Source organism: Streptomyces sp. NPDC058145 (assembly GCF_042884245.1).
Classification (GTDB): domain Bacteria; phylum Actinomycetota; class Actinomycetes; order Streptomycetales; family Streptomycetaceae; genus Streptomyces.
In genome coordinates, this window is the sequence record NZ_JBHVUH010000003.1 from 162902 (window position 1) to 188693 (window position 25792).

Annotated in this window: 23 protein-coding genes and 1 pseudogene; 14 read left to right on the forward strand and 10 right to left on the reverse strand. The window is 73.7% G+C overall.

What is annotated here, in order from left to right; all coding sequences use genetic code 11:
* Positions 1 to 2 precede the first annotated feature (2 nt).
* From ACFVVO_RS07550 to ACFVVO_RS07560, 3 genes are all read right to left on the reverse strand, one after another.
* A complete protein-coding gene (locus tag ACFVVO_RS07550) occupies positions 3 to 2018 on the reverse strand; it encodes an FAD-dependent oxidoreductase (RefSeq protein ID WP_390052613.1) in 2016 nt (671 codons plus the stop codon).
* 184 nt (positions 2019 to 2202) lie between these two features.
* Positions 2203 to 2574 carry a hypothetical protein gene (locus ACFVVO_RS07555; RefSeq protein ID WP_390052615.1) on the reverse strand — a complete coding sequence of 124 codons (372 nt, stop codon included), beginning with the start codon at positions 2572 to 2574 and terminating at the stop codon, positions 2203 to 2205.
* A gap of 119 nt (positions 2575 to 2693) precedes the next feature.
* Positions 2694 to 3581 carry a hypothetical protein gene (locus tag ACFVVO_RS07560; protein ID WP_390052617.1) on the reverse strand — a complete coding sequence of 296 codons (888 nt, stop codon included), beginning with the start codon at positions 3579 to 3581 and terminating at the stop codon, positions 2694 to 2696.
* Between the two features lie 317 nt (positions 3582 to 3898).
* On the opposite strand from ACFVVO_RS07560, the gene ACFVVO_RS07565 reads away from it, so the two are divergent.
* The gene (locus tag ACFVVO_RS07565; RefSeq protein WP_390052618.1) at positions 3899 to 5977 is read left to right on the forward strand and encodes a SpoIIE family protein phosphatase; all 2079 of its coding nucleotides are present in this window, start codon (positions 3899 to 3901) and stop codon (positions 5975 to 5977) included.
* Positions 5978 to 5983: 6 nt separating this feature from the next.
* Here the strand turns inward: ACFVVO_RS07565 and ACFVVO_RS07570 are convergent, their stop codons facing one another.
* Positions 5984 to 6781 carry a putative protein N(5)-glutamine methyltransferase gene (locus tag ACFVVO_RS07570; RefSeq protein WP_390052620.1) on the reverse strand — a complete coding sequence of 266 codons (798 nt, stop codon included), beginning with the start codon at positions 6779 to 6781 and terminating at the stop codon, positions 5984 to 5986.
* A 304-nt stretch (positions 6782 to 7085) separates the two neighbouring features.
* On the opposite strand from ACFVVO_RS07570, the gene ACFVVO_RS07575 reads away from it, so the two are divergent.
* Genes ACFVVO_RS07575 through ACFVVO_RS07585 form a run of 3 tightly spaced genes read left to right on the forward strand, consistent with a single transcriptional unit; the run spans position 7086 to position 11015 of the window.
* Positions 7086 to 8465 carry a hypothetical protein gene (locus ACFVVO_RS07575; RefSeq protein ID WP_390052621.1) on the forward strand — a complete coding sequence of 460 codons (1380 nt, stop codon included), beginning with the start codon at positions 7086 to 7088 and terminating at the stop codon, positions 8463 to 8465.
* A 46-nt stretch (positions 8466 to 8511) separates the two neighbouring features.
* Complete coding sequence (locus ACFVVO_RS07580; RefSeq protein ID WP_390052622.1) at positions 8512 to 9765, forward strand: AAA family ATPase; 1254 nt, start codon at positions 8512 to 8514, stop codon at positions 9763 to 9765.
* Positions 9762 to 11015 (forward strand): VWA-like domain-containing protein, encoded by a 1254-nt coding sequence (locus ACFVVO_RS07585; RefSeq protein WP_390052623.1) that lies wholly within the window; start codon positions 9762 to 9764, stop codon positions 11013 to 11015. The genes ACFVVO_RS07580 and ACFVVO_RS07585 overlap by 4 nt, the downstream gene beginning before the upstream one ends.
* A gap of 50 nt (positions 11016 to 11065) precedes the next feature.
* Here ACFVVO_RS07585 and ACFVVO_RS07590 read toward each other — a convergent pair whose 3' ends face one another.
* On the reverse strand, positions 11066 to 12139 hold the full coding sequence (locus ACFVVO_RS07590) for a hypothetical protein (protein ID WP_390052624.1): 1074 nt from the start codon (positions 12137 to 12139) through the stop codon (positions 11066 to 11068).
* A gap of 133 nt (positions 12140 to 12272) precedes the next feature.
* Between ACFVVO_RS07590 and ACFVVO_RS07595 the strand changes: the two genes are divergently transcribed.
* On the forward strand, positions 12273 to 12680 hold the full coding sequence (locus ACFVVO_RS07595) for a MarR family winged helix-turn-helix transcriptional regulator (RefSeq protein WP_390053349.1): 408 nt from the start codon (positions 12273 to 12275) through the stop codon (positions 12678 to 12680).
* On the opposite strand, the gene ACFVVO_RS07600 is transcribed toward ACFVVO_RS07595, so the two are convergent.
* Positions 12677 to 13429, reverse strand: a complete 753-nt coding sequence (locus ACFVVO_RS07600) for a GNAT family N-acetyltransferase (protein ID WP_390052625.1) — start codon at positions 13427 to 13429, stop codon at positions 12677 to 12679. The two genes, ACFVVO_RS07595 and ACFVVO_RS07600, sit on opposite strands and share 4 nt — an antisense overlap.
* Positions 13426 to 14352, reverse strand: coding sequence for an NADP-dependent oxidoreductase (locus tag ACFVVO_RS07605; RefSeq protein ID WP_390052626.1), 927 nt, complete (start codon positions 14350 to 14352; stop codon positions 13426 to 13428). The genes ACFVVO_RS07600 and ACFVVO_RS07605 overlap by 4 nt, the downstream gene beginning before the upstream one ends.
* 188 nt (positions 14353 to 14540) lie before the next feature.
* Between ACFVVO_RS07605 and ACFVVO_RS07610 the strand changes: the two genes are divergently transcribed.
* The 6 genes from ACFVVO_RS07610 to ACFVVO_RS07635 all read left to right on the forward strand — a co-directional run bounded on the left by ACFVVO_RS07610 (position 14541) and on the right by ACFVVO_RS07635 (position 20060).
* On the forward strand, positions 14541 to 15146 hold the full coding sequence (locus tag ACFVVO_RS07610) for a sulfite oxidase-like oxidoreductase (RefSeq protein WP_390052627.1): 606 nt from the start codon (positions 14541 to 14543) through the stop codon (positions 15144 to 15146).
* Positions 15139 to 15906 (forward strand): ferredoxin reductase, encoded by a 768-nt coding sequence (locus ACFVVO_RS07615; protein ID WP_390052628.1) that lies wholly within the window; start codon positions 15139 to 15141, stop codon positions 15904 to 15906. The genes ACFVVO_RS07610 and ACFVVO_RS07615 overlap by 8 nt, the downstream gene beginning before the upstream one ends.
* A gap of 203 nt (positions 15907 to 16109) precedes the next feature.
* On the forward strand, positions 16110 to 16694 hold the full coding sequence (locus ACFVVO_RS07620) for a hypothetical protein (protein ID WP_390052629.1): 585 nt from the start codon (positions 16110 to 16112) through the stop codon (positions 16692 to 16694).
* A gap of 213 nt (positions 16695 to 16907) precedes the next feature.
* On the forward strand, positions 16908 to 17876 hold the full coding sequence (locus ACFVVO_RS07625) for an acetylxylan esterase (protein WP_390052630.1): 969 nt from the start codon (positions 16908 to 16910) through the stop codon (positions 17874 to 17876).
* A 145-nt stretch (positions 17877 to 18021) separates the two neighbouring features.
* The gene (locus ACFVVO_RS07630; RefSeq protein ID WP_390052631.1) at positions 18022 to 19188 is read left to right on the forward strand and encodes a serine hydrolase domain-containing protein; all 1167 of its coding nucleotides are present in this window, start codon (positions 18022 to 18024) and stop codon (positions 19186 to 19188) included.
* A 128-nt stretch (positions 19189 to 19316) separates the two neighbouring features.
* Positions 19317 to 20060 (forward strand): GntR family transcriptional regulator, encoded by a 744-nt coding sequence (locus ACFVVO_RS07635; protein WP_390052632.1) that lies wholly within the window; start codon positions 19317 to 19319, stop codon positions 20058 to 20060.
* Here the strand turns inward: ACFVVO_RS07635 and ACFVVO_RS07640 are convergent.
* Complete coding sequence (locus tag ACFVVO_RS07640) at positions 20030 to 20776, reverse strand: class I SAM-dependent methyltransferase (RefSeq protein ID WP_390052633.1); 747 nt, start codon at positions 20774 to 20776, stop codon at positions 20030 to 20032. The two genes, ACFVVO_RS07635 and ACFVVO_RS07640, sit on opposite strands and share 31 nt — an antisense overlap.
* Before the next feature lie 9 nt (positions 20777 to 20785).
* Positions 20786 to 21367, reverse strand: coding sequence for a PadR family transcriptional regulator (locus tag ACFVVO_RS07645; RefSeq protein ID WP_390052635.1), 582 nt, complete (start codon positions 21365 to 21367; stop codon positions 20786 to 20788).
* Between the two features lie 72 nt (positions 21368 to 21439).
* Here ACFVVO_RS07645 and ACFVVO_RS07650 point away from each other — a divergent pair, with 72 nt between their 5' ends.
* Positions 21440 to 21838 (forward strand): nuclear transport factor 2 family protein, encoded by a 399-nt coding sequence (locus ACFVVO_RS07650; RefSeq protein WP_390052637.1) that lies wholly within the window; start codon positions 21440 to 21442, stop codon positions 21836 to 21838.
* Positions 21839 to 22002: 164 nt separating this feature from the next.
* Here ACFVVO_RS07650 and ACFVVO_RS07655 read toward each other — a convergent pair whose 3' ends face one another.
* Positions 22003 to 23232 carry a cytochrome P450 gene (locus tag ACFVVO_RS07655; RefSeq protein WP_390053351.1) on the reverse strand — a complete coding sequence of 410 codons (1230 nt, stop codon included), beginning with the start codon at positions 23230 to 23232 and terminating at the stop codon, positions 22003 to 22005.
* Positions 23233 to 23645: 413 nt separating this feature from the next.
* Between ACFVVO_RS07655 and rho the strand changes: the two genes are divergently transcribed.
* Together rho and ACFVVO_RS07665 are read left to right on the forward strand one after the other, a co-directional pair.
* Positions 23646 to 24794, forward strand: coding sequence for a transcription termination factor Rho (gene rho / locus ACFVVO_RS07660; protein WP_390052638.1), 1149 nt, complete (start codon positions 23646 to 23648; stop codon positions 24792 to 24794).
* 137 nt (positions 24795 to 24931) lie between these two features.
* A pseudogene (locus ACFVVO_RS07665) lies at positions 24932 to 25765 on the forward strand (D-alanyl-D-alanine carboxypeptidase family protein); the annotation flags it as partial.
* Between the last annotated feature and the right edge of the window lie 27 nt (positions 25766 to 25792).

A 25792-nucleotide genomic window follows, 5' to 3' on the forward strand; every position in this document is an offset into this window, starting at 1 on the left:
CCCTACAGTGCCGCCGCCAGCTCGGTGCCCTGCTTGATGGCCCGCTTGGCGTCCAGCTCGGCCGCGATGTCGGCGCCGCCGATCAGGTGGGCGCTGCGGCCGGCGGCGACCAGCTCCTCGTACAGGTCGCGGCGCGGCTCCTGGCCGGTGCACAGGACCACCGTGTCGACCTCCAGGACCGTGCTCTCCTCGCCGACGGTGATGTGCAGTCCGGCGTCGTCGATCCGGTCGTAGCGCACCCCCGGGACCATGGTGACGCCCCGGTGCTTCAGTTCGGTGCGGTGGATCCAGCCGGTGGTCTTGCCCAGTCCGGCGCCGACCTTGGTGGTCTTGCGCTGCAGGAGGTGGACGGTGCGGGGCGGCGCGGGCCGCCGCGGTGCGGTGAGGCCGCCGGGCGCCTGGTAGTCCATGTCGACGCCCCAGTTGCGGAAGTACGCCCGCGGGTCATCGCCGGCCTTGTCGCCGCTGTCGGTGAGGTACTCGGCGACGTCGAAGCCGATGCCGCCGGCGCCGAGCACGGCCACCCGGTCGCCGACGGGGGCGCCGTCCCGCAGCACGTCGAGGTAGCCGAGGACGCGGGGGTGGTCGGCGCCGGGGATGTCGGGGACGCGCGGGGTGACGCCGGTGGCGACGACGACCTCGTCGTAGCCGTCGAGGTCCGTCGAGGTGACCCAGGCGCCGAGCCGTACGTCGACGCCGTGCTCGTCGAGCTGGTGGCGGAAGTAGCGCAGCGTCTCGTCGAACTCCTGCTTACCGGGGACCTTGCGGGCCACGTTGAGCTGACCGCCGATCTCGCTCGCGGCGTCGAACAGGGTGACGGCGTGGCCGCGTTCGGCGGCGCTGACCGCGCAGGCCAGTCCGGCCGGTCCGGCGCCGACCACCGCGACCCGCTTGGCCAGCCGGGTCGGGGAGAGCACCAGCTCGGTCTCGTGGCAGGCGCGCGGGTTGACCAGGCAGGAGGTGATCTGCCCGCTGAAGGTGTGGTCGAGGCAGGCCTGGTTGCAGCCGATGCAGGTGTTGATGGCCTCCGGCTTCCCGGCGGCGGCCTTCGCGACGAAGTCGGGGTCGGCGAGCATCGGGCGGGCCACGGACACCATGTCCGCGCAGCCGCCGGCGAGCAACTCCTCCGCCAGCTCGGGGGTGTTGATGCGGTTGGTGGTCACCAGCGGGACGGACACCTCACCCATCAGCTTCCTGGTGACCCAGGTGTAGGCGCCGCGCGGCACGGAGGTGGCGATGGTGGGGATGCGGGCCTCGTGCCAGCCGATGCCGGTGTTGATGATCGTCGCCCCGGCGGCCTCGACGGCCCTGGCGAGGGTGACGACCTCCTCCAGGGAGGAGCCGCCCGGGACCAGGTCCAGCATGGAAAGCCGGTAGATGATGATGAAGTCCTCGCCGACGGCCTCGCGCACCCGCTTGACGATCTCGACGGGCAGGCGCATCCGGTTCTCGTACGAGCCGCCCCAGCGGTCGGTGCGGTGGTTGGTCTGCGCCGCGATGAACTCGTTGATCAGATAGCCCTCGGAGCCCATGATCTCGACGCCGTCGTAGCCGGCCCGCCGGGCGAGGCGGGCGGCGCGGGCGTAGTCCTCGATGGTCCGCTCGACCTCGGCGTCGCTGAGCTCGCGCGGCACGAAGGGGCTGATGGGCGCCTGCACCGGGCTCGGGGCCACCAGGTCCCGGTGATAGGCGTACCGGCCGAAGTGCAGGATCTGCATGGCGATCCGGCCGCCCTCGCGGTGCACGGCCTCGGTGACGGTCCGGTGCTGCTCGGCCTCCGCCTCGGTGGTGAGCCTGGCGCCGCCCTCGTAGGGCCGGCCCTCGTCGTTGGGCGCGATGCCACCGGTGACGATGAGGCCCACTCCCCCGCGCGCGCGGGCCGCGTAGAACGCGGCCATCCGCTCGAAGCCGCGCTCGGCCTCCTCGAGGCCGACGTGCATGGAGCCCATGAGCACGCGGTTGGGCAGGGTGGTGAAGCCCAGGTCGAGCGGGGACATCAGGTGCGGGTAACGGCTCATCGGGCCCTCCGTACAGGTGCGGTCGCCTCTTGTTGTAGAGGAAGCGCACCCTGTTGTGCAACTAGTTGCATAAACGAGGGGAGGTGAGCCCGGCCACTTCACGCGGACACGACGGCGCCCCGGCCGGCTCTTCGCCGGCCGGGGCGCCGTGGTGTGTTTTGTGGTCCGGTCCTGCCGGACCCCGTCAGCGGCTCTCCAGCCGCAGGTGCAGGTCCCGCTCCTGATCGCCCGAGGCGGTGCAGGTCTCCTCGACGGTGAACATCGAGTCCAGCGTCGTGCGGAACCGGTCCACGGCCCAGTAGCCGCCCTGGACGTCCGCGAGGATGGACGAGTCGAGGTGGACCGGTGGACAGCCGGGCCCACGGGCGTCCGCGACGTCGTACGTGCCGAGCCACACCATCGGACGGACCTCGTGGAGTTGTCGCGGAACCTCCTCGGGGGCCCGATCCGACGCGAAGCAACTGTTCAACGCATCGAATACAAGACGGGCGTCCTCCTTGGAACCGCTGATCTCCACCGAGACGGTCTCCTGGTGCGACCGGTCCGTGTTCTCCATGATCGCTCCTTTCCTGGCCGCGCTGCGGTGGAACGGGGTACCCCGCCGAACCGCGTCCATCCTCAGCAAAGCACCGCGGACCGGCGAGCACACCTCAGCCGCGGGAGGCCCCGTACGTCTCAGCCACGGGTGAACTTGTACGTCTTGCTGTCCGTGAGGACGCAGAAGCCTGGCGACACGACGATGACGCGCAGGACCCCGGTCCGGCGGTCGTAGTCGATGCCCTCCGCCTCGAAGCCGCCCGAGCAGGAGCTGCGCAGCGGCAACTGGCGCAGGGCGGTGACATGGCCGGTGACGTCCGCCGTGCCGTTCGGCGCGGCGGACAGGTCGATCCGCAGCAGCGGCTTGGTGACGCCGAAGAGGGAGCCGTCCGGGTCGTCGGAGGAGCAGAGCAGGGTGGTGGGACCGGAGAAGTCGCAGCCCTGGACGTCACGCACGGCGTGGTCGAGATTGACGGTGGAGGCCTGCGGCAGGTTCGCCGAGGGCGAGGTGGCCGGGTTCACGCCCGGGGTCGGGAAGACGAGCAGGCGGTTCATGGTGCCCCACTCGCCGGACAGCATCCACTGGCCGTCGGGCGAGATCGCCACCCAGGAGTTGTTCAGGGCCTCTCCGGCGCTCAGCGTGTGGACGTATTCAGACCAGCCGCCGCCCGGCGCCTGCACGCGGTACATCTTCGAGTCGCCCGAGTCGCGCTGGTAGGGCTCGATGTAGTGGCCGTCGTACGAGGCGTCGGGGTCGCCCACGTGGTTCCAGCCGCGGCTGGACACCCCGATCGGGATGGTGCCGATGCCGGTGTACCGGTTGGGGCTGTTCGCCGGGACCTCCATCGAGGCCAGCCCCTGGCTCTCGGTCAGCGGATCGGCCCGGTCGGAGCCGGTCTCGGTCCAGGTGTCGGCGGCGTGCGCCGGGGCGGGGGCGGCGAGGGACACGACTGCGGCGGTGGCCAGGATGACGAGTCCGGTGAGGACTGCGTGACAACGTTGCCTGGCGGAGGGGGACGCGGGCATGGCCGGCTCCTCGGAGGAGGGGGGTGGGTGCACTCGGTCGGCGGACAGTCTGGCCCGGAGGAGTGGTCATGTACAGGCCAATGGAGCAATATGAGCGTGAACTCTCACGGCCCCGGGCACCGTCCTGCGCGGCCGCCGCGGGTCACGGCCATCCCGTCCGCGCCGCCGGCCCGGTACTTTCGGCGTACGTCCGCCGCCCGGTTGAGAGATGGTGGAGATAGGTGCGACGGCGCGGAGAGTCGGGTGAGCGCGGTAAAACTGAGGGAGTCGGCACGGGGGACGGCGTGCCGTGCGATCGGGCGAAGGCGGTGCGTGGCATGAGTGCAGCCGGGCCTGAGGTGTCGGACGGCAACGAGCCGGTGCGCGGACCGGTGCGGGCCGGCGGGCTGCTCGACGTGCTGCGCGTGGCGTCGGTGGTGCTGGACGACAGCGGCCGCATCGTGCTGTGGAGCCCGCAGGCCGAGGAGCTGTTCGGCTACTCGGCGCAGGAGGCCCTCGGCCAGTACGCCGCCCGGCTGATGGTGGACGAGCGGCACATCCAGCTCGTCGGCAAGCTGTTCGCCGATGTGATGCGCACCGGCCAGAGCTGGGCCGGCGGCTTCCCGATCCGCCGCAAGGACGGCAGCACCCGCCTGGTGGAGTTCCGCAACATGCGGCTGCTGGACGACCGGGGGGACGTGTACGCGCTGGGGCTCGCCGCCGACCAGTCGACCGTGCGGCGCCTGGAGCAGGACGTGGCGCTGTCCGAGCGGATGGTGCAGCAGTCGCCGATCGGGCTCGCCGTGCTCGACACCGAGCTGCGGTTCGTCACGGTCAACCCCGCCCTGGCCAGGAACAACGGCGTACCGGCCGAGGAGCACATGGGGCGCAGACTGCGCGACGTGCTGCCCATGCTGGACACCGACGCGCTGGAGGCCGCCACCCGCCGGGTCCTGGAGACCGGCGTCCCGGTCATCGACTCGCCGCTGGTCGGCCGGACCCCGGCCGACCCGGACCGGGACCGCACCTGGTCACAGTCCCTGTACCGCCTCGAGGACGCGATGGGCAACGTGCTAGGGGTCGCCCTCTCGCTGGTCGACATCACCGAGCAGCACCGGGCCTCGCAGGAGGCGGAGACGGCGCGCCGCCGGCTCGCGATCATCGCCGACGCCTCCGTACGGATCGGCACCACACTGGAGCTGGAGCGCACCGCCTGCGAGCTGGCCGACGTCTCGGTGCCGGCGCTGGCCGACATCGCCGCCGTGGATCTCCTGGACGCGGTGGTGGAGGGCCGGCCCAGCACGCTGGGCCCGTCGGAGGAGGCGGTGATCCGGGCCCTCGCGGTGCGCCCGGCGGAGAGCTCGGACGGTGTGTGCGCCGCCGACCCGCCCGGCCAGGTCGCCCGGTACGGGCCGGACCGGCTGGTCACCGAGTGCGTGCGCACGGGCGAGGTGGTGCTCGTGGCGCGGGTGAAGGACGAGGACCTGCCGCGGATCGCCCGCTCGGCGGAGGCGGCCGCCCTGCTGGGCCGGGCGGGCCTGCACTCCTATCTGGCCGTGCCGCTGATCGCGCGCGGCGAGGTGCTCGGCGCTCTTGATCTCAAGCGGACCCGCAACCCGGCGCCCTTCGACGGGGACGACGTCCTGCTGGCGCGGGAGCTGGCGGCCCGCGCCGCCGTGCACATCGACAACGCCCGCTGGTACCAGGACGCCCGCAACACCGCGCTCACCCTGCAGCGCAGCCTGCTGCCGAGCCAGCCGGCGGTGACGACCGGCCTGGAGGTGGCCTCTCGGTACCAGCCGGCGGACGCCACCAGCGAGGTCGGCGGCGACTGGTTCGACGTCATCCCGCTGGACGGCGGCAGGACCGCGCTCGTGGTGGGCGATGTGATGGGCAGCGGCATCAGCGCGGCCGCGACCATGGGCCGGCTGCGTACCGCGACCACCACGCTGGCGGCGCTCGGCCTCGACCCGGCGCTGCTGCTGGAGCACCTGGACAAGACGACCTCGGCCCTTGACCACTCCATCGCCACCTGCGTGTACGCCGTCCACGATCCGCATCTGCGCCAGTGCCGGATCGCCAACGCCGGGCATCTGCCCCCGGCCCGGGTCCGGCCGGGCCACCCCCCGGAACTGCTCGACCTGCCCACCGGGGTGCCGCTGGGGGTGGGCGGCGTGGAGTTCTCGACCGTCACCGTCGACTTCGAGCCGGGCGACGTGCTGGTGTTCTACACCGACGGTCTGGTCGAGACCCGCTGCCATTCGCTGGACGAGCGCCTGGACTTCCTGCTGTCCCTGCTGGACGACCCGGCCCGCCCGCTGGAGGAGGCCTGCGACCTGCTCCTGCGCACACTGCACCACCCGGACAACCACGACGACGTGGCGCTGCTCATCGCCCGGGCGCAGGAGCTGCCGTAGGCCGCGTCACCGTTCCCGCACGCCGATCACAACATGCGCGTACAGCTCCGCGGACACCGCCGTACGGGCCGTCAGGCCGGCGTCGATGAAGGCCTGTACCGCCGCCGGGGCCTGGCGTTCGCTGGTCTCGGTCAGCAGTACGCCGCCGGGCGCCAGCCAGCCGGGGGCTCCGGCGGCGACCCGGCGCAGGACGTCGAGTCCGTCCGCGCCGCCGTCGAGCGCGGCCGACGGCTCGTGGTCGCGGGCCTCCGCGGGGAGGAGCGGCACCTCGGCGCTCGGTACGTAGGGCACGTTGGCCGTGAGGATGCCGACCCGGCCGCGCAGCGCCGGCGGCAGCGCGTCGAACAGGTCACCCACGTGGGATCGGCCGTCGTACGGGGCGAGGTTGCGGCGGGCGCAGCGCACGGCGGCCGGGTCGATGTCGGCGGCGTGCACCTCGACGGGGCCGAGCGCGGCGGCCAGGGCCGCGCCGAGCGCGCCGGAGCCGCAGCACAGGTCGACCACGACCGTGGCGTCCGGGGCCTGGGCCAGGGCCTGGTCGACCAGGAACTCGGTGCGGCGGCGGGGCACGAAGACACCCGGCTCCACGGCGATGCGCAGACCGTGGAACCGCGCCCAGCCGAGGACGTGTTCGAGTGGCAGCCCGGCGGCCCGCCGCTCCACCATCGCGGCCAGTTCGGTGGGGGTGCGGGCGGTGCCGAGGATCAACTCCGCCTCGTCCTCGGCGAAGACGCACCCGGCGGCACGCAACGCGGAAACGACGGCGGAGGCAGAGAGCGGGGGCAGGGAGGGCACGGAGGACATGCGGGCCGAGAGCCTTTCGGAGAACCGGAGCCGAAGGGCGCTCCCACGCTCACAGCAAGCTGTCACAAGGAGAGAGCACCCGGGCTGACACAGCGGTAATGGGTCCCACCTCCTCAACAGCCGTCCGGCCACGGACACTCCGCGACCGGACGGCCACCTTACCCCAGCGCCCCGGACCCGCCGGGCCGCACACGGAGTCCGGAAAAAAGGCCTGCCGCGGGGCGGTGCGGCCCGTTAGGCTCGCCGCGATGACGACTCATTCTCCTGACAGATCGGGGGTCCCGTCCGCGCAAGGTGAGTGCTGATGCACACTCACACCGCGTACGGGGATTCCCGGCTTTCCCTGTGGCTGCGCGTGCGCCGGTTCGCCGTGCCGCCGTCCATGATCGAGACCGCGACCGCCCGCCGCCGTGCCGGGGACTGGGCGGGGGCGTGTGCCGCGGCACGCGTCGACGTCGATCTCGACCTGCGCTCCGTCGCCCGCTCCCACGGCCGTGAACTGGCGGCACGGGTCCGCGCCGACCTGCGCCGTCTCGCTCCCGACCTGCTGCGCTGGCACCTGCCGAGGATCGCCCCGGACGGGCTGCTGCGGCCGGGGCTGACCATCACGCTGGCCCGGTACGACAGCCCGGAGGGTGCCGGGGACGGCCCGGTGCACGTCGTGGCGCGCACTCCGCCGGCCTGGGCGGATGCGGGGCAGCGGATCAGCCTCGCGCTGTGGGAGGCGTGCCGCCCGGGCGCCGGCGGGCATCCGCATCCGCTGCCCAGCCGCCGCTACCGGCTCGATCTGCACCGGCACCTGTGGGACGCGTCCCGCAGCGGGGAGCTGCGGACACGGTCGCCGGCCGGACAGCCGGTGACGGATCCCGAACTGCTGGACGTGGTACCGCCGGGACTCGGTTGTGCCGTGGACCGGTGGGCGGCGGAGGCGGCCGTCCTGCTCGGCGCGGAGGGGTGGCCCACCGGCACCTTCTCCGTGCGCTGCGGTGGCCGGTGCCGGCTGACGCTCGCACTGGAGCCGCGCCGCGACGGCGGTCCGCCGTACGCCCTCCGGGTCGCCGCTCCGCCACCGGAGGGCGGCCTTCCCGCGCCGCCCGTCCTGCCCGACGCGGCGACCTGGGTCCTGCCCGACCTGGAACTGCTCCGGGCCGGTCTGCTCGGGCCCGGTGAGCTGCACCCGCTGGTGGCGTCCGCGCTCGTACCGGGCCATGAGCCCTCCGGTCCGCCGGGTGCGGCCGACCCGCCGGGGCCGCGCCTCGTGGACTGCGAGGGCACCCGGCACCGGATCGCGCTGGTCGACGGCGTCCTGGCCCCGCTGGACCACTCCCCGGCGGAGATCCGTCGGGAGGAGTTGCTGGCCGCGCTCGGCGGGCCGCCGCTCCCCTGCCTTCGGGCCATCGACGAGGCGCACCGGCGTCCGGACTGTCTCACGGGCGTCCGCGAACGCCTGGACCACGGTGACACCGCGGGCGCGCTGGCCGTGGTGGAGGGCCTGCTGGGTCCCGGCGCGCTGCTGCGGGACGGCCCCCTGCGGGACGAGCTGGAGGCGGCCGCGGCGCGCCGGATCACCTACGGGCTCTATCGGGCGGGTCTTCACCGATCCGACCGCACGCCCCCCGATCCGATGCGTCTCGCCGCCCGGCACCGCCGGGGTCGCTCACGCCACGCGGCCTTCCTCCGCTGATTCCGCCCCCTCTTCCTCCCGACTTCACACCCCCAGGTGATCACTCATGTCTGCACACACCCCCTTCGCGATGCCCGACTCCCCCGCCCACCCCTCTCAACTCGACACCGCGGCCGACCTGTTGGCCCTGCTGACGGAGTCGAGCACCGAACCGCGCGCCGATTTCCGGCTGGAGGCACTCACGCTGGCCGTGGCCGCCGACCTCCCCGTGCTGCTGTGGGGCGAGCCCGGCATCGGCAAGACCGCGGCCCTGGACCAGCTCGCGACCGCCCTGGAGCTGCCGCTGACCACCGTCATCGCCAGCGTGCACGAGCCGTCCGACTTCTCCGGGCTGCCCGTCGTCGGGGACGACCCCGCGGAACAGGGAGTCCCCATGGCGCCGCCGGACTGGGCGGTACGGCTGGTCCGGGCCGGGCGCGGGCTGCTGTTCCTGGACGAACTGTCCACGGCGCCTCCCGCCGTCCAGGCCGCCCTGCTCCGGCTGGTGCTGGAGCGGCGGATCGGTGCCCTGCGGTTGCCGCCCGGCGTACGGATCGTGGCAGCCGCCAACCCGCGCTCCTCGGCGGCCGACGGCTGGGAACTGAGTCCCCCGCTGGCCAACCGGTTCGTGCACCTGCAGTGGGCCCACGACCATGACGTGGTCGTGCGCGGCCTGGGCGGCACCTGGCCCCGGGCCACCCTTCCCCGGCTGGACGCGGGAAGGCTGCCGGACGCCGTGGACTTCGCGCGGCGCGCGGTCTGCGGATTCCTCACGGCCCGCCCGGGACTCGTGCACCGGCTGCCCAGCGGTGAGAGCCGTCGGGGCGGTGCCTGGCCGTCGCCCCGGAGCTGGGAGATGACGTTGCGTCTGATCGCCTTCGCGACCGCCGCCGGCTCCACGCGCGACGCGTTGTCCCTGCTGGTCAGGGGAACCGTGGGAGACGGTCCGGGTCTTGAGCTGCTGGCGAGCGTGGACCGGATGGACCTCCCCGATCCCGAGGCGCTGCTGGCCGATCCCGCGGGTGCCGAACTGCCCGGGCGCGGGGACAGGCGGCAGGCGGCGCTGGACGGTGTGGTGGAAGCGGTCCGCGCCCGCCCCGATCGGGCCCGCTGGGACGCGGCGTGGGCGCTGCTGGTGCGTGCCCTGGAGACCGGAGCACCGGATGTGCTGGTCGTCCCCGCCACCACGCTGGCCTCCCTGCGCCGGGACGACTGGGAGGTACCGGCGGCGATCGAGCGACTCGCCGGTGTGGTGTCCCTGTCCCGGCGGGCCGACGAAGCCGCCCGCCGCGCCGCGGTCGCGACCGGGAGCCGCCGATGACGGCGGGTGCGCCCGGGGAGCTGGACCTCGGCAAGCTGTTCGCCGCCCGGTTGCACGCGGCCCGGGCACGGCCCTACCTGGCGACGGCGCTGTTCGCACTGCACCCGGTCGAGTCGCGGCTGGTGCCCACGATGGGTGTCGACCGCCACTGGCGGTGCTACGTGTCACCGGCCTTCGTGGACCGGACACCCGTGGAGGACCTGGCCGGTGTCTGGGTGCACGAGGTGGCGCATCTGCTTCGCGACCATCATGGACGCAGCGACCGGGTCGCCCGCGAACGAGGGCTGACCGGGCCGGGGGAACGGCTGAGGATGAACATCGCCGCCGACCTGGAGATCAACGACGACGTGTACGGCGACGGTCTGGTACGGCCTCGGGGTGCCGTCGTCCCCCAGGATCTGGGGCTGCCGGGCGACGAGCTGATGGAGGACTACCTGCGGCAGTTCCGGCTCGGGCCCCGGCTCCAGGCGCTTGCCTGGCTGGACTGCGGCAGCGGTGCCGACGGGCTGGAGCGCGCGTGGGATCTCGGGCCGGACGGCGCCCACGGTCTCGGCGAGCAGGAGCAGGACGCGGTCCGCTTCCGGGTGGCCCAGGGCATCGCCGGCCGCCCGGGCAGCGCCCCGAAGGGGTGGCGGCGATGGGCCGAGGAGGCGTTCCATCCGCCGCTGTCCTGGCGGGAGTTGCTGGGCGCGGCGATGCGCTCGGCGGTCTCCGGGGCGGGTTCGGGCGACGACTACAGCTACGGCCGTCCGGCAAGGCGCTCGGCCGGGGTGCCCGGCGCCGTCCTGCCCGCTCTGCGGCGCAGGCCGCCCCGGGTCTGCGTGGTGGTCGACACGTCAGGGTCCGTCAGCGACGCCGAACTGGGCGGCGCGCTGCTGGAGGTGGCCGCCATCTCCCGTGCGGTGGGCGGCCGTCGTGACCTGGTCACGGTGGTCTCGTGCGACGCGGCGGCACAGTCCGTGCATCCGCTGTGCCGGGCCGAGGGCATCACTCTCATGGGCGGCGGCGGGACGGACCTGCGGACGGGCTTCGCCCGGGCGTTGCGGACACGCCCGGCGCCCGACGTCGTCGTGGTCCTGACCGACGGCCAGACCCCCTGGCCGGACACCCGGCCACCGTGCCGGACGGTGGTGGGTCTGTTCCCGCGGCAGTGGGCGGGCGCCTCCTACAACGAGAACGAGCCCGACTACCGGCCGGACACACCACCGGAATGGGCCCGGGTCGTGACGCTCGGGTCGGGGAGCCGGTGAGCCGGCGGGCAGTGCGCCCACCGGCTCCGGATCTTCGGTACGACCGCCCCTCACACCCCCACCGTCTCCTCCACCTCTTCCTCGGCCGCCTCGGTCTCCCGCCGGGTGACGCGCTCGGGCCGCTTCGGGGCCGTGGCGGTCGCGGGAGGCGTGGCCGCCGCCTCGGGGGTCCGGGAGTGTTCGAAGGCGGCGGCGATCGCGGTCACCGCGAGGCCGGCGAGCAGCCAGATCAGCAGGGTCCACACGGTGCGGCCGAGGCCGTCGTCGCCGAAGTAGAGGAGGCTGCGGACGCCTTCGACGAAGCCGGCGCCGTTCCAGAAGGAGTGCAGGGCGCCGAAGAAGCCGTTCTGGAGCTCGGGCCTGAACAAACCGCCCGAACTGGTGAAGTTGAGCATCACGAACAGCACCATCATGGTCAGCGTGGTCCACCGCCTGAGGAAGGTGTGCAGGCCGACGCCGATGAGCAGGATGCCCGCGGAGTAGAGCCACGCCATCCCCCACACACCGGCGAGATCGTGGTGCGCGAGGTGGAACACCGGTCCGGCGAGCAGGCTGCCGATGCCGGCGACCACGGCCGAGACACCGAGCGCGAGCAGCGCCCGCACCCGCATCGGGAGGGCGGCGCCCGCGGCGCCGAGGGCGGCGACCGAGGCGTAGGAGCCGATGCTGATCGCGATCAGCAGGAAGAACAGGCCCTGCCCGGTGGGGTCGTCGGCTACCGGGGCGGCCACGTCGGTCACCTTCAGCGGGGCGCCCCGCTCCGCGGCGACGGGGGTGAAGACCTTCTCGGCGGCCGTCGCGCCCATGTCGGACGCGGCGGTGGCGACCAGCAGCTCCGGCGTCCTCGCGGCCGGTACGTAGGCGCCGGTGATGTCACGGGACCGGAGCAGGCGCACGGCGTCGGCGCGGGTGGCGACGGTGCGGACGTCCAGCCGGTCCCCCGCGGTGTCCTTGACGGTCTGGGCGAACACCTTCGCCCCGGGGCCGGCGCCGACGACGGCGACGGGCAGGTGGTTCGGCTCCGGCGTGACGAAGGCGCCCATGTACGCGAGCCCCATGCCCAGGCACATCAGCAGCGGGGTGATCAGGTGGGTGAGCACATGGCGCAGTGCCGGTGACCTCATCGCGGGCGGCCTCCAATGTCCGATGGTTGGCTTATACAACTTCCATTCAAGTTGTACTATACAACTAGAACGTCGGAGGAGGTGTTCCGTGACAGCGGCAACGGAGACGGCCGTCGAGACCATCCAGCGCGAGATGACGATCTTCGCCCGCCGGGCCCGGGCCTCGGCGGGGCGTATGCACCCCGAGCTGTCCCTGGTGTCGTACACGTTGCTCGGGCATCTGGAGGAGAGCGGCGGCTGCCGGGCCACCGATCTGGCCGCGCACTACGCCCTGGACAAGTCCACGGTCAGCCGCCAGGTGACCGCGCTGGAGCGGGCCGGCCTCGTCGAGCGCCGCACCGACCCGGAGGACCACCGCGTCCAGGTGCTGGACCTGACGGAGGCCGGCCAGGAGATCCTCGCCCAGGTCACGCGCAGCCGCCGGGCCGCCTTCCGGGAGCGGCTCGCCGCATGGCCGGAGGAGGACCTGGTGCGTTTCGCCCGGTACCTGGAGCGGTACAACGCGGGGCCGGCCCCGACGGCCGGCCCCGACGGACTCTAGGACACTGGTACGGCCGTCCGGCCGGCCGCCGGGCGCTCTGGCGCGCGGGCCGCGAGGAACGCCGTGCGGCGCCGCGGCCGCAAGCCGAGGGACTCGTAGAGCCTCAGGGCGTTCGTGTTGCGGGCACTGGCGTGCAGGAACGGCTTCTCGCCGCGCTCCCGGACGCCGTGCGCCACGGCGCGGATCAGCCGGCCGGCCAGTCCCTCGCCGCGGTGGGCGGGGTCGGTGCAGACCGCGCTGACCTCGGTCCAGCCCGGCGGACGCAGCCGCTCCCCCGCCATGGCGATGAGGGCGCCCTCGCGGCGGATACCGAGGTAGGTGCCCAGTTCGACGGTGCGCGCCAGGAAGGGGCCCGGCCGGGTGCGCCGCACCAGGTCGAGCATCTCCGGCACGTCGCGCGGGCCGAGAGGGACCGCCTCCGGGTCCGGTGCGGCGGCGAGACCGTCGTCCACGAGCTGCACGCCCTCCGACCGGAAGGTCACCTCCCAGCCGTCCGGGACCTCCCCGACGTAGCCCGACAGGGGCACCTCGGCGCCGGGACCGGCCAGCGCCGCGAGGTCCGCCCAGTCGTCCGCGTCCGGATCGTCCGGCAGCGCCAGCCACGGGGACACGTCGAGCGGGTAGCGCAGCACCCGGCCGCGCCGCTCGGCGAAGTGCGCGTGCGGGCCGGTCAGAGAGGCGAGGGCGGGATTGTCGAGGACGTGCGGGGCCACGGTCGTCCGGGGGCAGGCGAAGGCCTCGGCGCTCATCCGCCCACCTCGATGACGATCTTTCCCCGGGCGTGCCCGTCCTCCACGGCGCGCAGGGCCGCCCCGGCGCGCTCCAGCGGGAAGGTGCGGGTGACGTGCGGATCCAGGGCGCCGCGCAGCACGAGCGCCGCCACCTTCTCCAGTACGGCCGCCGTGCGGGCCCGGGCGACCCGGGAGCCACCCAGCGCGGCGACGGTGCCGGGCGGGGCCCCGGCCGTGATCAGTCTCGTCCGGTCGGTGAGCAGGGTGGCCGCCTCCGCGAGCGTGTCGCCGCCCACCAGGTCGTACACCGCGTCCACGCCTTCGGGGGCGGCGGCGCGCACCCGTTCGGCCAGACCCGGGCCGCTCGGCACGTGCACGGCGCCCAGCGACTCGACGAAGTCCTTCTTGGCCTCGCTCGCCACGCCCGCCACCCGCACGCCCAAGGCGCGGGCGATCTGCAGGGCGGCGGCACCGACCCCGCCGCCCGCGCCGGTGACGAGCAACGTCGCGCCCTCGGGCAGGCCGAGTTGGCGGACGCCGTCGTAGGCGGTGGCCGCGGCGACCGGCAGGGTCGCGGCGTCGGTGAACGACAGCCCGTCCGGCCTGTGCGCGGTCGCCCCTGCGCTCAGCAGGGCGTACTCGGCGTACCCGCCGTCGACGGTGTTGCCGAACACGGGGTCGCCGACGGCGAACCCCGTCACTCCCGGCCCGGCCGCCTCGACGACGCCGGCGGCCTCGCTGCCGAACACCGCGGGGAAGACGCGCTCGGCGGGGTCGCCGGGGCGGCGCAGGCCCTCGCGCAGTTTCCAGTCGACGGGGTTCACCCCGGCCGCGCGCACCGCGACCAGGAGCTGACCCGGGCCGGGGCTGGGCCGGTCCACGTCGGTCAGGGCTTCGGTCTCCGGACCGCCGTACCGCGTGAAGACGTACGCCTTGGGCATCCTCGTTCCTCGCTTCCGTCGCACCGTCACCGGCGCACCGGCCGGCACTCAGCGGCAAGGAGGAGCGGCCGACGGCTATTCCCGGCTCCGCGAAGAGTTCACACAGCCGCGACGAGTTCGCACGGCTGTCCCGAACGACGTACTGACCTGGGGCGGAGCACTCGCGGGGACAGCGTACGGTGGAAACCATGAACGTCACCCGAGGCTTCACGGGTCGCCCCCGCGTCACCGATCCAGGACTGCCACCGGGGCAGTACGACGCGCGGGACGAGTGGCCCGTCCTGTCCGCCGAGGTCACCCCGGACCTCGCCCCCGCCGACTGGTCCTTCCGCATCGACGGGCTGGTGGAGCGGCCGCACACCTGGGACTGGGAGCGGGCCCGGGCACTGCCCGCTTCGGCGTACGAGGGTGACATCCACTGCGTGACCGGCTGGTCGAAGTTCGGGGTGCGCTTCGGGGGCGTCTCGCTGGACACGTTCCTCGACGTGGTGCGGCCGGCCGCGACCGCCACCCACGCGGTCGCCTACTCGCACACCGGCTACTCCGCGAACCTGCCGCTCGCCGACCTCACCGGCGGCCGGGCGTGGATCGCCTGGGAGTACGACGGCGAGCCGCTCGCACCCGAGCACGGCGGCCCGGCGCGGCTGCTGGTGCCGCACCTGTACTTCTGGAAGAGCGCCAAGTGGATCGCCGGCATCACGCTCCTCGATCACGACGAGCCCGGCTTCTGGGAGGGGAACGGCTACCACGAGCGGGGCAATCCCTGGGAGGAGCAGCGGTACTCCGGTGACTGAGACAGTGACCCCGGCCCACGTTCCCCCGACGCGCTTCGCCGTGCCCGGGCGCATCGCCGTGAGCGAGCGGGCCGCGTCGGTGTGGCAGACCGCCACGCTGACCGGGATCCGCCGCGAGACCCCGCACGCGACCACCTTCCGGTTCGCGGTGCCGGACTGGGCGCGGCATCTACCCGGCCAGCACCTGATGCTGCGGCTGACCGCGCCGGACGGCTACGTGGCCCAGCGCCACTACTCGATCGCGTCCGCCCCCGACGACTCGGGCCACATCGAGCTGACCCTGGACCATGTGCGGGACGGCGAGGTCTCGGGCTGGTTCCACACCACGGCCCGGCCCGGTGACACGGTCGAGATGCGCGGCCCGCTGAGCGGCTTCTTCGCCTGGCCGGGCGACCGGCCCGCGCTGCTGCTCGGGGCCGGTTCCGGCGTCGTACCGCTGATGTCGATGGTCCGGTATCACCGGGCGCAGGGCCTCGGCGTGCCGCTGCGGATGCTGGTGTCGGCGCGCAGCCCCGAGGAGCTGATCTACGCCGGGGAGTTGGGCGCGGAGACCACGGCCGTGTTCACGCGGAGCGCCCCCTCGGGGGTACCGGTGGGTCGCATGGCGGCCGCCCATGTGGCGCCGCTCCTGGCCGAGCGGCCTCCGGGTGGATGGGAGGCCTATGTGTGCGGCTCCAACGGGTTCGCCGAGCACGCCTCCCGTCTGCTGGTCGAGGCCGGCCAGCCGGTCGAGCGGATCCGCATCGAGCGCTTCGGCTGAGCCCGCCGGCCGCCGGCGCGGCGGTGCGGAGCGTGCCGCGCGCCGGGCCCCAGGAGGGCTTGAACTCGCGGTGGGCGGCGCGCGCGAGGCGCGCCGTACGGGGTACCAGACGGGTGCGGACGCTTCGTGCGAGGCGACGGAGGCGGCCGGCCGGTGTCCCGGTCCGGCCGTCCTCCGGCTCCGGCTGCGGCGAGGAGGTGGGCATGCGGACCCGGGTGCGCGGCTGGCGCTGGCGGCACAATCCGCTGCGGCGCCGGTCGGACGTCATGGAGGCCTGGACGGTCCTGGTCGCCGCCGTCCTGCTGTTCGTCGTCACACCGCTGGCCGGGCTGGCGGCCGGTCTGTACGCCCATGACCAGGCGCGGTCGCGCGCCACGGCGCTGCGGACCGAGCGGCACCAGGTGCGCGCCTCGGTGACCGGCGGCGAGTCCGAGCGGTCGCGCCCCGTGCGGGGCGACCGCGCGCACCCCTATCAGGCCAAGGTCCGCTGGACGGAGCAGGGCACCGGAACACGTACCGCCGTGGCCCGCGTTCCCGCCGGGAGCCGGGCGGGTGACGTGGTCACCGTGTGGTTCGACGCCCGGGGCCGCGCCGTCGCCCCGCCGCCGAACGACGTGGCCGTCTGGCAGCACACCGTCACGGTGGGCCTGTGCGCGGCGGGCGGCTCGGTGGCCGTGATCCTCCTCGGGTACGCCGTGCAGCGCCGGGCCGCGCTGCGCCACCGGATGGACGAGTGGGAACGGGAATGGGCGCGCACGGGCCCGAAGTGGACCCAGCCCCGGGCCTGACCGGGCGGGTGACCCGACCACTGCGTTCTGCTGGATCGACCTGACCGTTTCCGACAGGCCGGAGCAGCAAACGCTTTCGCCTCGGTGACCAGCATGATGATCGCGCGTCTCGACGACGGACGGAAACCGTGTCCCCGACGGGCCTGGCGAGTCGTCCGACCACCCACGTACCGTGAACCCAGCGCAGTCTTTCGTTCCCAAAGGCGGTTCCTGATGGCCCTGTTCGACCTCCCTCTCGACGAACTCCGCGAGTACCGCGGCGCCTCCACCGCGCCGGAGGACTTCGACGCCTTCTGGGACAACACCCTCCAGGAAGCGCGCGAGCTCGAGCTGGACGCCCGGTTCGAGCCGGTGGACACCGGGCTGTCCACGGTCCAGGTGTACGACGTGACGTTCGCCGGTTTCGGGGGCCACCCGGTCAAGGGCTGGCTGCGGCTGCCCGCCGGCGCCTCGGAACCGCTGCCGCTGGTCGTGGAGTTCATCGGCTACGGCGGCGGGCGCGGGCTGGCGCACGAGGACCTGCTGTGGGCGTCGACGGGCCGGGCCCACTTCGTGATGGACACGCGCGGCCAGGGCAGCGCCTGGGGCGGCGGTGGCGGCACGGCGGACCCGGTGGGCGCCGCGCCCGCCTTCCCCGGGTACATGACGCGGGGCATCGACGCGCCCGAGAACTACTACTACCGCCGGGTGTTCACGGACGCCGTGCGTGCCGTGGAGGCGGCGCGGTCACATCCGCTCACCGACGCGGCGCGGACCGTGGTGATCGGTGAGAGCCAGGGCGGCGGGATCTCCCTCGCCGTCGGCGGACTGCTGCCCGATCTGGTCGCGGTCGCCCCCGATGTCCCGTTCCTGTGCGACTTCCCGCGCGCGACGACGCTGACGGACCGTCACCCGTACCGGGAGATCGGTCTGTTCCTCAAGACGCACCGCGGCCGCGCGGAGGACGCGCTGCGCACGCTCTCCTACTTCGACGGCGTGCACTTCGCGGCCCGCGGCCGGGCCCCGGCGCTCTTCTCGGCCGCCCTGGAGGACCAGACGTGCCCGCCGTCGACCGTGTTCGCGGCGTTCAACGCCTGGGCGCACCAGGACAAGGCGATCGAGGTGTACGACTTCAACGACCACGAGGGCGGCGGCCCGTTCCAGGAGGAACGCAAGCTGCGCTGGCTGCGCGCGTACGCCTGACCGGAGGGGTGGGACAGGGCCGGGCCCGCGCAAGCCGGCCCGGTGCCGTCCGCCTTCTTCCCTCCAGTCCGACCAGTCGGTACGTTCGGGGGGCGTCCCGGGCCGTGCTGCCGCCGCCCGGGCTCCCGGCGACGACGGAGGCTGGATGTCCGCGCACGAGGCACAGGTTCAGGGCGACTGCGATCCGCGCTTCACCGCGGTGCGGGAGGCGTTCGAGGAGAACTTCCGGGAGCGCGACGAACTGGGCGCCGCCGTGGCGGTGACCGTCGGCGGTGAGACGGTGGTCGACCTGTGGGGCGGCTGGGCGGACGCGGCCCGCACCCGGCCCTGGGAGCGGGACACGCTGGTCAACGTGTGGTCCACCACCAAGGGGCCGGTGGCCCTGTGCGCGCATCTCCTCGCCGACCGGGGCCTGCTCGACTTCGACCGGCCGGTGGCCGCGTACTGGCCGGAATTCGCGGCGGCGGGCAAGGAGGACGTACGTGTTCGGGATCTGCTGTCGCACCGCGCCGGGCTGTCCGGCCTGCGGGAGCCGCACTCCGTCGAGCAGCTCTACGACTGGGAGCTGACGACCGCGCGGCTGGCGGCCACCGAGCCCTGGTGGGAGCCGGGCACCCGATCCGGATATCACGCGCTGACCTGGGGCTTCCTGGTCGGTGAGGTGGTGCGGCGGGTGTCGGGGCTGCGACCCGGGGTGTTTCTGGAGCGGGAGGTGACCGGGCCGCTCGGGCTGGATTTCACGATCGGCCTGCCGGAGAAGGAGGCCGGCCGGGCGGCCGAGCTGGTCCACGCTCGGTCCCGGGACGACGGTGAACGAGCCGCCGCTTTCGGTCAGTTGCCGCCGGCCGCGATCGCCGCCCTCGCCAATCCGCCGGTGGGCGCGGCACAGGCGAACACGGCCGCGTGGCGGGCGGCGGAGATCCCGGCGGCCAACGGGCACGGCACCGCGCGCTCGGTCGCCGCCCTGTACGGCGCCTTCGCCGGCCGGGGCTCCTACGGCGATCGGCGGATCCTGTCACCGCTGGCGGCGGAACGGGTGCGCGAGGGGCAGGGCAGTTGCCGCGATCTGGTGCTGGGCGCGGGTTTCGAGGGTGAGACGGAGGTCGGGCTCGGGCTGTGGCTGAGCGGTCCGCACGGCTCCTACGGACCGAACCCGCGGGCTTTCGGACACGACGGGTTCGGGGGTTCCTGCGGACTCGCGGACCCGGAGGCGGGGGTCTCGCTCGGGTACGCGATGAACCGGATGGGGCCGCACATCGCGGACGACCCACGCAAGACGGCCCTGGTGAACGCGGTCTACAGCGCCCTGTGAGGCCCGGTCGCGCGGGTGGGTTTCGGCCGAACCACCGGACCACTCTTCCCTTGTGGTTTAGACCAATGCTAGATGTGGTCGCGCAATGAGCCCGTTCGGCTACGTCTTGTCACCACAGGAGGCGCGGCATGGCCCGCACCACCCCGCTCGACCCCCCGCAGACCGACGACCGGCCCCTGTACTGGCGGGTCGCGTCGCAGCTCCTCGACGAACTGCACGACGGCACCGTCCCGCCCGGTGACCGGCTGCCCAGCGAGCGGCACCTGGCCCGGCACTTCGGGGTCAGCCGGGAGACCGTACGGCAGGCCCTGGAGGTGCTGCGCCGCGGCGGCCTGGTCGCCACCGACCGGCGGGGCAGCCACGCCACGCTGCCCGGCCGCCCGGTCGAGGACCCGGTCTCGCTCACCTTCCCCGTCGGCGCCCGGCCCGCGGACCCGTGCGCGGTGGACCGGGCGACGGTGACCTGGGAGAAACCGTCACCGGAGCACGCACAGGCGCTCGGGCTGGCCCCGCACCGGCCCACGCTGGTGCACCGCTACCGCTCGGCCGCGCCCGACGGTCACTCGCTGCGCACGGCGGTGACAACGTTCTCGGCGGTGGCGCTGAGCGAGGTCGCGGAGCTGGGCCGCTACCGCGACCGGGCGGACGGGGCCACCCCGGCGCAGTTGCGCCGGGCCTACGACTGGATGCGCAAGGCCGGGCTCACCCTGCACCACCGGGACTCCATCACCCAGGTGGGCGACGCCTCGTCGGTCCGGGTGACGCGCCGGGTGCACGACCAGTACGCGCGCCCGCTGGAGATCACCGACCTGGTGGTCGACTCCGAACGGGATGCGCTGGTCTACGAGTTCACCCTGCCGGCGGCCGGCTGAGCCCGGGCCACGACGAGGCGGGCCCGGGGGCTGCCGTCGCCGCGCCGCCCGAACTCGGGCAGCGGCCGCAGCCCGACCGCGAAGCCGGCACGGGCCAACCCGCTCATGACGTCGCCGAACCGGAAGGTCCGGTAGTACATGACGAACGGCGGCCGCCACAGGGCGTTGCGCACCCGCATCGCCGTGTCGAAGCCGAGCAGCGTCCAGAACGCGGGACTGGAGAGGCGGGGCGGGGCGAAGAGGGGGAAGGCGAAGCTGCCGCCCGGCCGCAGCACCGAGCGGACCTGGGCGAACAGCCCCGGCAGTTCGCGGGGCAGGAAGTGGCCGAACGCGCCGAAGCTGACCACCAGGTCGAAGGCGGGCCCGAACGGCAGGGCCCGGGCGTCGCCGCGCACCCAGGCGACGTCCGGGCCTCCGGACGGCACGCGGCGGCGGGCGACGTCGAGCATTCCGGCGCTGAAGTCGACACCGGTGACGCTCCGGCCGCACAGTGCCGCCAGCAGCTCCGTCCCGGCTCCGGTGCCGCAGCACAGGTCGAGGCCGTCCTCGAACGGCCCGAGCGGCCCCAGCGCCTTGGCGACGGGCTCCAGCACCGAGTCGGGCGTACGGAACGGGGTGTGGTCGAACTTCGGGGCCAGCAGGTCGTAGCCGTGCTCGACGGACGACAGCGCCTGTACGGCGAGTTCGCGCAGGCTGGGGCCTTCGGTGCTGAACATCGCCTCAGCCTAGGCGTACTCGTCGCTGGATGACGAGGGCACTCGCTGGTCGAGGACGCGCAGCACGCGCTCGCACCAGCGCAGGTTCTCCTCCTCGAAGGCGATGCCCGCCATGAGGGTGAGATACGGGCCGATCCGGTCGGCCGTGCGCAGGTACTCCTCCTCGGTCCGCCCGTCGAGGAGACGGGTGCGCACCCGCTCGTAGCGGTCGAGTTTGCCGCGGGCCCAGCCGCTGCGCTCCTGGACGAGCGCCCGGGCCACCCCGGGGTCGCCGCCGTCCATGGCCTGGATCTTGATGAGGAGTTCGTCGCGGATGGCGGTGGGCCGTTTCGGCGGCTCGTCGGCGAAGGCCCGCAGCCGGCTCCGGCCGGCCTCGGTCAGGGTGAACATCCGCTTGGTGGGCCGGCGTTCCTGCGGCACCGTCCGGGCCTCGACCAGTCCGTCCTGCGCGAGGCGCTCCAGCTCCCGGTAGAGCTGCTGGGGGGTGGCGGGCCAGAAGTTCGCGAGCGAGACGTCGAACACCTTCGACAGCTCGTAGCCCGAGGCCTCCCCCTCCAGCAGGGCGGCCAGGACGGCGTACTTGAGCGACATGTGGACACGCTAGCAGGAGCTGATTACTCTCATCCGCACCTATTCAATTTCTTGACTATGTGAGGTGATCCGATGCGCGCGTTCCGCGAGGCGGTCGAGGTGGGCGACCTGGACGCCGTCGAGGCGCTGCTGGCCGATGACGTCGTCTTCACCAGCCCCGTCGTCTTCAAGCCGTACCCGGGCAAGGCGATCACCGCCGCGATCCTGCGCGGGGTCTCCCAGGTCTTCGAGGACTTCCGGTACGAGCGGGAACTCGCCGGCGCCGACGGCCGCGACCACGCGCTGGTCTTCCGGGCGCGGGTGGGCGACCGGGAGCTGAGCGGCTGCGACTTCATCCACCTCGACGACGACGGGCTGATCGACGAGCTCACGGTGATGGTGCGTCCGCTCTCGGGCGCCCAGGCGCTCGCCGCGGCCATGGGCGCCCGGTTCGACTCGATCGCGCGGGAGGCGGAGGCGCGGTCCGCGTGAGCGGCGCGGCCGGGCCGTGGCCCGGCGGGGCCGTGGACATGTCATGACGATAGTGCGGGGTTGACGGTCAAGTCCCCTGATATCCCGAATCGTTATGGTGTGGGAACATCTGGCACGGATCGGTGACTTGCGGTGCGGCTCCCGGCGCGCGGCGGCCCCGCGGCTCAGGGCACCGGGCGCACCGGAAGGGCGCGCACGCTGTTGCCGACGAAGCCGGCGTGCGGAGCCAGCTCCGCCTCGCCGACGGCGAGTTCGAGCCCGGGGAAGCGGGTGAACAGCCGCTCCAGGGCGACGGTCGCCTCCAGACGGGCCAGCGGGGCGCCGAGGCAGTAGTGGGCGCCGTGCCCGAGGGAGAGATGGCGTACGGCGTCGGGACGGGCCGGCCGGGTGACGTCGAAGCGGTCGGCGTCCGGGCCGTGCGCCGCCCGGTCGCGGCCCGCGGCGGAGTAGCCGGCCAGGACGGGGGTGCCGGCGGGTATGAGCGTGCCGTCGACGGTGAGGTCGTGCACCGGGTAGCGGAACGGGAAGTAACTGACCGGGGCGTCCCAGCGCAGGGTCTCCTCCACGACGTCGGCCCAGCTCGCCCCGCCCGCCCGCACCAGGTCGAGCTGGTCGCGGTGGCCGCACAGGGCGCGTACGGCATTGGTGATCAGGTTGAGCGTGGTCTCGTGCCCGGCGATGATCATCAGGACGAGCGTGCCGATCAGCTCCTGCTGGCTGAGCCGGTCGCCGCCCTCGTCCCGGGCCGCGATGAGCGCGCTGGTCAGGTCGTCCCCGGGGGCGGCGGCCTTCGCGGCGGCGATCTCCCCGAGCACGGCGAGGAGTTCACGGTTGGCGGCGACGGCCGCGGCGGGCTCGGTGTCGGTGGCCACGATGCGGCTGCTGAGGTGGTGCAGCCGGTCCCGGAACCCGGCGTCCACACCGAGGAGTTCGCTGATGACGCCCATGGGCAGCGGGAGCGCGAAGTGCCGGCGCAGATCCGCGACGCCCCCGGCCGCCGCGGCGGCCGCCGCCAGCCCGTCCAGCAGCGACTCGGTCAACTCCTCGATACGCGGCCGGAGTTCCTCGGTGCGTCGCGGGGTGAAGGCGCGACTGACCAGGGAGCGCAGTCGCCGGTGGTCCTCGCCGTCAGCGGTGGTCATGCCCGGTACGGTCGCGAAGGTGAGCAGCGGCCATCCCTCGGCTATCAACCCCTCGTGCAGCGCCGTGAAGTGACGCGCGTTCTTGGCGACACCGGGGTGCTGCAGGAACTCCCGGAGCGCCTCGTGCCCGAGGACTGCGGCGCCCTCGATGCCACCGGGCAGTTCGACCGGGGTCACGGCACCGCGGGCCAGCAGTCGGGCGTTGTCGGCGTGCGGGCAGCCGCCGGCGGGGTCCAGGCGGTGCGACGGCATGGCGGGCGTGGTCTCCACCGGCAGCTCCTGACGGTCGTAAGACGAGGGTGACGCCGACGATCGTAGGCTCACCGGAGCCGCTTGGCCTGGGGTTTCGCGCCATGGGGAATGTTCCGCGGCGAAGGCGTGTTGGCGTGGTCACGGACATACCGCTCGACCGGGTGGTACGGTGCCGACAGCACTCGTGCACGTCCCTTTGCGGACGCCGGTGCCAGTCCCCCCTCATCGCACCGATCCGCCCGCCGGTTTCCGGCTCCGGCTCATCGGCTTCCCGGCACCACCTCGTGAGCAGGCCTTCCGCGCCGTACCCGAGGTGCCGTTCCCGCCGCCCGGAGGCACCTGTGTGTCCGCCTCCCGCTCGCGGCCTCTCCCTCTTCCTCTCTGCCTTCCGTCCGTGAAAGGACCTTCCCGCCATGACCACCACACTCGAACACCCCCCTGTCGCACAGCAGCCCCCGGCCGCCCGGCCCGTCACCGGTGTCCTGGACATCGACGCGCGCGGGAAGGGGCACCTGAGGGCCGCGCACCTGCTGCCCTCCCCCGCCGACCCGCAGGTCTCCTCCGCGCTGATCCGCCGTCACGGCCTGCGCAAGGGCGACCTCGTGCAGGGCGAGAGCACGGCGCAGCGCGGCCTGACCGGCATCACGCTGGTCAACGGCCACGCCCTCGCGGAACTCCGCTCCCGCCGGCACTTCCACGACCTCACTCCGCTGCACCCCCATGAGCGGCTCCGCCTGGAGCACCCGGCGTCCGGACTGGCCGGGCGCGTCACCGACCTGTTCGCGCCGGTCGGCAAGGGGCAGCGCGGGCTGATCGTGGCCCCGCCGAAGAGCGGTAAGACCGTGCTGCTGCAACAGCTCGCCGCCGCCGTGGCCGCCAACCACCCCGGCTGCCGGCTGATGGTGCTGCTGCTGGACGAGCGGCCCGAGGAGGTCACCGAGATGCGCCGCTCGGTGCGCGGCGAGGTGTACGCCTCCACCTTCGACCGGGCGGCCAGGGAGCACGTCGCCCTGGCGGAACTGGTCGTCGAACGGGCCAAGCGGCTGGTCGAGGCCGGTGAGGACGTCGTCGTCCTGATGGACTCGCTGACCCGGCTGTGCCGGGCCCACAACAACGCCTCCGCCGCCGGCGGCCGCACCCTGAGCGGCGGTGTCGACGCGGGCGCGCTGCTCGGCCCCAAGCGGTTCTTCGGCGCCGCCCGGCAGGCCGAGGAGGGCGGCTCGCTCACCATCCTCGCCACCGTCCTGGTGGACACCGGCTCGCGTGCCGACGGCTACTTCTTCGAGGAGCTGAAGGGCACCGGCAACATGGAGCTCCGGCTGGACCGGGAACCCGCCGCCCGCCGGGTCTTCCCGGCCGTGGACATCGACGCCACCGGCACCCGCCGCGAGGAACTGCTGCTCACTCGGGCGGAGTTGACGGCCACCCGGGGCCTGCGCCGGGCCCTGCGCTCCCGCGAGGGCGGGCCCGGCGCCCTCGAGACGCTGCTCGAGCGCATGCAGGACACCCCCGACAACGCCACGTTCCTGCGCCGCGTCCAGCCGACCCTGCCCGGCGGCTGACCCGGTTCCCGGTCGCCCATGAGCGGCGGGGGCTGAACCCCTCCGGGGCGCCCGTGGGTGCTACATCCGGGTTGCTCCCGTAGGCCGTCCGGCCCGGGCAGCGCGCCGGACCCGCCCCACCTTCCTACGTTGATCTTATGATCACCGGATTCTCTCGTCGGGTCGCCGTCACGGCCTGCTCCCTGTGTGTGGCGGGCACCCTCGCCCTCGCACCAGCCGCCGCCTCCACCGCACACCGTGCGGGGGATCCCGCACCGCCCGGGCCGCGTGCGTCGGTGCCGCAACCGTCCCTGCTCCACCGGTCCGGCACGCAGGTCAAGCTCCGTCGGGGTGCCCCCGAGGTCCCGGACGTCTCCGCGCTGTCCTGGCTGGTCGCCGACGCCGACAGCGGCGAGGTGCTGGCCGCGGCCGACGCGCACCGCGAGCTGCCGCCCGCGAGCACCATGAAGACCCTGTTCGCGCTCACCGTGCTGCCCGGCCTGCCCTCCGGCATGCGGCACACCGTCGACTACCGGGAACTGGAGGACGTCGGCGAGGGCAGCAGCCTGGTCGGCGTCGAGGAGGGGCACAGCTACCAGGTGGCCGACCTGTGGCGCGGGGTCTTCCTCAGTTCGGGCAACGACGCCGTGCACGTCCTCGCCTCGCTGGGCGGCGGCTGGCAGACCACGGCCCGGAAGATGCAGGCCAAGGCACGCTCCCTGGGCGCCCTGGACACCCACGTCGTCTCCCCCGACGGCTACGACGCCGACGGCCAGGTGTCCTCGGCGTACGACCTGGCCGTCTTCGGGCGTGCCGGGCTGCGCAACCCCGACTTCGCCCGGTACTGCTCCACCGCCCGGTCCCAGTTCCCGGGCGACGGATGGCCGTACCAGATCGAGAACACCAACCGGCTGCTGACCGGTGAGGACGGCGTGGCCCCGTACCCCGGGCTGATCGGGATCAAGAACGGCTACACCAGCAACGCGGGCAACACCCTCGTCGCCGCGGCGCGCCACGAC